At 57.6% G+C, this 4,636-nt stretch carries 5 protein-coding genes; all 5 read left to right on the top strand.

Going from position 1 to position 4,636, the window contains the following annotated elements; all coding sequences use genetic code 11:
- A partial coding sequence (locus ACR0NF_RS21690) for a hypothetical protein (protein WP_480668233.1) occupies positions 1 to 228 on the top strand: 228 nt, incomplete at its 5' end.
- 116 nt (positions 229 to 344) lie between these two features.
- A complete protein-coding gene (dctP, locus tag ACR0NF_RS21685) occupies positions 345 to 1,349 on the top strand; it encodes a TRAP transporter substrate-binding protein DctP (RefSeq protein ID WP_480659505.1) in 1,005 nt (334 codons plus the stop codon).
- Positions 1,350 to 1,414: 65 nt separating this feature from the next.
- Positions 1,415 to 2,026: a TRAP transporter small permease gene (locus ACR0NF_RS21680; protein WP_480659506.1), complete on the top strand. Its 612-nt coding sequence runs from the start codon at positions 1,415 to 1,417 to the stop codon at positions 2,024 to 2,026.
- 1 nt (position 2,027) lies between these two features.
- Positions 2,028 to 3,323 (top strand): TRAP transporter large permease, encoded by a 1,296-nt coding sequence (locus ACR0NF_RS21675; RefSeq protein WP_480659507.1) that lies wholly within the window; start codon positions 2,028 to 2,030, stop codon positions 3,321 to 3,323.
- A gap of 157 nt (positions 3,324 to 3,480) precedes the next feature.
- Positions 3,481 to 4,635, top strand: a complete 1,155-nt coding sequence (locus ACR0NF_RS21670) for a M24 family metallopeptidase (protein ID WP_480659508.1) — start codon at positions 3,481 to 3,483, stop codon at positions 4,633 to 4,635.
- Position 4,636 lies beyond the last annotated feature (1 nt).

Below are 4,636 nucleotides of genomic sequence, written 5' to 3'. Positions count from 1 at the left end.
TCCGACATCGGTCAAGTTTTTGACGGTTATGCTGTTTGGGATGGCGACGCGCGTGAAGTGTGTGCCTACGCCATTGGGCATTATTGTCATCATGTCGTCTTCGATTGTCTGCTCTGTAGCGAGCAGTACGAATCCTATTTTTGCGCGATTGTGGCGGCCTTCATCGAACAGGGATTTTGGATCAGTCTTCATAACCTGCATGCACCTTCTTTAGGTAACGGCATATAATGCTGCCATAAATCAATTATTGACATATAGCTGTATACAGGTCAATAACTCTGCCAGTCTGCTGGGGCCGCCCCGAAAGCAGGCAGAGTTCGCATTAAAGTGAGGTATCTTCGCAAATGCAGGTATCGAAAATTCTGAAGACTGGTGCTGTTGCGCTCGGCTTTGCCGGGTTTGCCGCGTCCAGTGTATCGGCTCAGGATATCATCCTGGGTCACGTGATGGATCAGGAACACATCTTCCACAAAGTATCCGAGCAATTCATGGAGCGTCTGGACGAGCTGTCCGGTGGTACCATGTCTGTTTCGTATCACCCGGGCGGTGATCTGGGTGACTGGACGTCGATCGTTGAGCAGGTTGCCCAGGGTGCGGTTCAGATGACCATGTCGTGGAACCACTCCGAGCTTGACCCCCGCTGGGACGTGTCGATTCTGGGCTACATCGCCAATGACTGGGAGCAGGGTAAAGAAGTTTACGGCCCCGGCTCGACCATGAACGAAGTCTATAACGGCGTCATGAACGATCTGGGCATGGAGCTGCTGGGCACGATCCCGACCGACTTCACCGGTTTTGTCGTGCGCAAGGGCGTCGATGTTCCTGTGAACTTCCCCGAAGATGCCGAAGGCTTCAAAATGCGCGTTCCGGGCCAGCCGATGGCGATCGAGCGCTACAGGGCGACCGGTTTCTCGGCTGTTCCGATGGCGTTCTCCGAGGTGCACACTGCACTGCAGACCGGCGCGATCGATGGCCGGGCCTATTCGCCGCCATCCGAGGTTCTGTTGTTCAAGGACGTCCTGAGCGCCTACGTCTTCACCCGCGAAAACTTTGAGCACACCTTCTGGACCGCCAACAAGGCATGGTTCGACGGTCTGAGCGAAGAGCAGCAGGGCTGGGTAAAAGAAGCAGCAAATGAAGCTGTGAGCTGGGCCTGGGAAAATGCTGAAGCGGAAAGCCCGAAATGGTTCGAGCAGATCGAAGCCGCCGGGATTGAAGTGGTCGAGCTGACACCAGAGCAGCTGGAAAACTATCGAGCAAAGATCGTGGCCGTTGAATACCCCTACATGGAAGGGATCATCGGCGCCGAAGTTATGGGCGAGATCAAGAAAGCAGCTGGCGTGGAATAACGCTGGCACGGGACACGCGCAAAGCCTGCTTTGCGCGTGTCTTCCTTTGGAGGAAGGGAGGAGAAATGACCAAAGATATTCTGCACACGGACAGTCTGGACGACGTTCTGGTGCCGTCACCGATCATACCGGTGCCTGCGCCGGAAGATCGGGATCAGCCTGTCTATCGCGGTCTGGGAGGCCTTTACAGCCTCGAGGCCAAGGTTGCCTGGTTGATGCGGGTGATCATGTTCGCAGCCATGATCCTGCTGGGTCTGGTCATGGCGGCGCAGGTGTTCATGCGCTACGTCATCGCCTCTCCGTTCCTTGGTATCGAAGAACTGGCCCCGATGATGGCCCTTTGGATCTACTTCATCGGCATGGCCTATTGCTCGCGTGAGCGCGACCACATCGAAGGTGGTGTCATGTCGCTGGTTGTCCGGGACCGGAAGGCCTTGCTGGCGCTGCGTCTGTTCGGCTCGGTCGTTTGTCTGATCGCACTGGTTGTATTTGCCAAATACGCCTGGGACTTCGCGCAGTTCAATATCAACCTGAACCGCAAGAGCTCTTATATGAAATTCCCCAAATACATGTGGGATCTCAGCATGGTCTTTGGCTTCGTGCTGATGAGTTTCTACATGCTGCTTCAGATCTTCCTCGAAGCCCGCGCATTGATCACCGGTAAGGGAGGAGAATGATATGACGCTGTTCTTCATCGCCATCGCGATTGTCATCTTCCTGCTGCTGATCGAAGTCCCGGTGGGCTTTGCCTTCGGCATTGGTGCCCTTGTGTTTGGCACGCTGCAGGGTACGGATATCTCGTTCCATGCCGGGTTTGGCTATTCGCAGGTCAGCGCCTTCTCGCTGCTGGCCATTCCGCTGTTCATCCTGTCGGGCACCCTGATGGGGGCGTCGGGGATCTCCGAGCGGCTGCTGGATTTTGTCAACTCGTTTGTGGGCCGCACCAAGGGCGGTCTGGGTGCGGTGACCGTTGTCACCTGCGCGTTGTTCGGCGCGATTTCCGGATCAGCCTCGGCCGCGATTGCCGCCATCGGCAAAATCATGGTCCCGCGCATGATCAAGGAAGGGTATCCCCCGGGGCACGCAACCGCTCTTGTTGCGGTGTCGTCTGTTCTGGCGCTGATGATCCCGCCAAGTATTCCGATGATCGTCTTCGCGATTGCGATCCGCGAATCCGTGGCCAAGTGCTTCCTGGCGACCATGGGTCCGGGGATCCTGCTGGCCGCCACCTATTGTGCGCTCAACTTCTGGTTCCTGCGCAACAACACAACGATCACGGTCGCGGAAAAACTGTCCTTTTCTGACACCGTGAAAGATATCGGCCAGACCGGCAAACGTGCCAGCCTTGCGATCATCATGCCGGTGATCATTCTGGGCGGCATCTACAGCGGGATCGCCACACCGACCGAGGCCGGTTCGATGGCGCTGGTCTATACGCTGGCTGTTGGTTTGCTGATCTATCGCACGCTGCCGTTTGACAAGCTGTTCAACTCGACAGTCGAGGCCGCGCGTCTGACCGGTGCGATCCTGATGGTCCTGTTCTTCCTGTTCGTCATGAGCCGCGGCATGGTTCTGGCCAAGGTGCCGACCCAGTTTGCCGATCTGCTGCTGACCATCTCGGAGAACAAGATTGTCATCCTGTTGCTGATCAACCTGCTGCTGCTGATCATGGGCATGATCATCGATGACGTATCGGGTGGTGTTCTGGCCGCGATCATCCTGCTGCCGGTGACGCAGAAGATCGGTCTGGACCCGATCCACTTTGCTGCCATCGTGGGCACCAACCTGGGCCTGGGCAACATCTCTCCGCCCTGTGCGCCGCTGCTCTACATGGCCGGTGGTGTCACCCGGCAGCCGTTGTCGACCTATGTCGGCCCGACCCTGAAGTTCCTGCTGCTGGGTCACCTGCCGATGGTCTTTGTTGTGACCTTCATACCGCCCGTGGCATTGTTCCTGCCGGGCCTCCTCGACTGAGGTGTGAATCGTGTCGCCCGCGTGAAAGGCGGGCGGCACGGATTATTCGAAAAAAGAAGCGGTCGTCCATGCTGTGTGAGCATGGCGTTTCCCTAGGACCAACCCTGCCTTCGGTTTTAGTGTCATGCCGATGGCTTTTCTTGAAGGATGTAGGCACATGCTTGAACACGCAAAACAAAGAACAATCGAGCTTCAGGGCCGCATGAAAGATGCGGGCATCCAGAAGGCCGTGTTTACTGACGAAAGTTCGATGGCTTATCTGGCCGGCTTCTGGGGCTATCTGGGGATCGAGTTCGGCCGCCCGTCGATGTTGGTGGTGGATGCTGACGATGCCCCCATCGTCATCACCCCGCTGATGGAATCGGAAATGGTCGGTGCCATGACCTGGGTCGAGGATGTGCGCACCTGGGAAGATATCGGTCAGCGCACCTGGGGCCGCGCTCTGGCGGGTGCCTTGGGTGAAAACCCGTCCGAGATCTGGATCGAAAAAAGTTCGATCCCGGCGATTGTCCGCAATCACCTGGACGAGACCTATCCGGGCGTTCCGCTCAAGGATATCTCGCCGGTGCTGGGCGCGATGCGCACCATCAAGTCGCCGCTTGAGATCGAGGTGATGAAGCAGGCCGGTGAGATCGCAGGCGCGATGATGCTGGCCGCACATAACTCGCTGAAGGAAGGCGCGCAGGAATACGAAAGTGCGCTGGCTGTGATTGATGCGGGTTCGCGCAAGGCGGCGGGCTTTCTGACCGATAAGGGTTGGGACAGCTTCGTCTCGCCCATGATCCACAACCTGCAGATCGTGCAAAGCGGCAAGAAAACCTCGATGGTGCATGGCCGCGCCAGCGTGAAAGCCTATGAGAAGTTCGATCCGGTTTACTTCTGCTTCTGCAACATGGCGCAGTTCAAGCAATACAAGCTGGGCTTTGACCGCATGTTCCATGTCGGCGACGTCAAGGATCTGGACCGCGAAGTGCAGCAGGCTGCGATCGACGCCCAGCAGGCCGCGATCCACGCGATCCGTCCCGGCGTTCTGGCCGAGGACGTCGCCGCAGCCGCCAACGAAGTCTATCAGGAACGTGGGTATGAGACAGGCTACCGCACAGGCCGCTCCATCGGCGTCGCCTACCTCGAAGCGCCCGAGCTGAAGGCCGGCGACAAGACCGTGCTGCAACCGGGAATGACCTTCGCCGTCGATGGCGGCATCTCAGTCGATGGCGTAACCGCTGGCCGGATCGGCGACTCCGTCGTCGTCACCGAAACAGGATTCGAATACATCACAAACTACCCTCGACAAATCCTGCTCAGTAAATAAG

Source organism: Ruegeria sp. CF4, from assembly GCF_056537345.1.
Note: the sequence above shows the minus strand (reverse complement) of the source record. Positions and strands in the feature narration are given on the sequence as shown.

Coding starts and splice junctions, on each gene's coding strand:
- dctP (WP_480659505.1), top strand. CDS start 345: ATGCAGGTATCGAAAATTCTGAAGACTGGTGCTGTTGCGCTCGGCTTT.
- ACR0NF_RS21680 (WP_480659506.1), top strand. CDS start 1,415: ATGACCAAAGATATTCTGCACACGGACAGTCTGGACGACGTTCTGGTG.
- ACR0NF_RS21675 (WP_480659507.1), top strand. CDS start 2,028: ATGACGCTGTTCTTCATCGCCATCGCGATTGTCATCTTCCTGCTGCTG.
- ACR0NF_RS21670 (WP_480659508.1), top strand. CDS start 3,481: ATGCTTGAACACGCAAAACAAAGAACAATCGAGCTTCAGGGCCGCATG.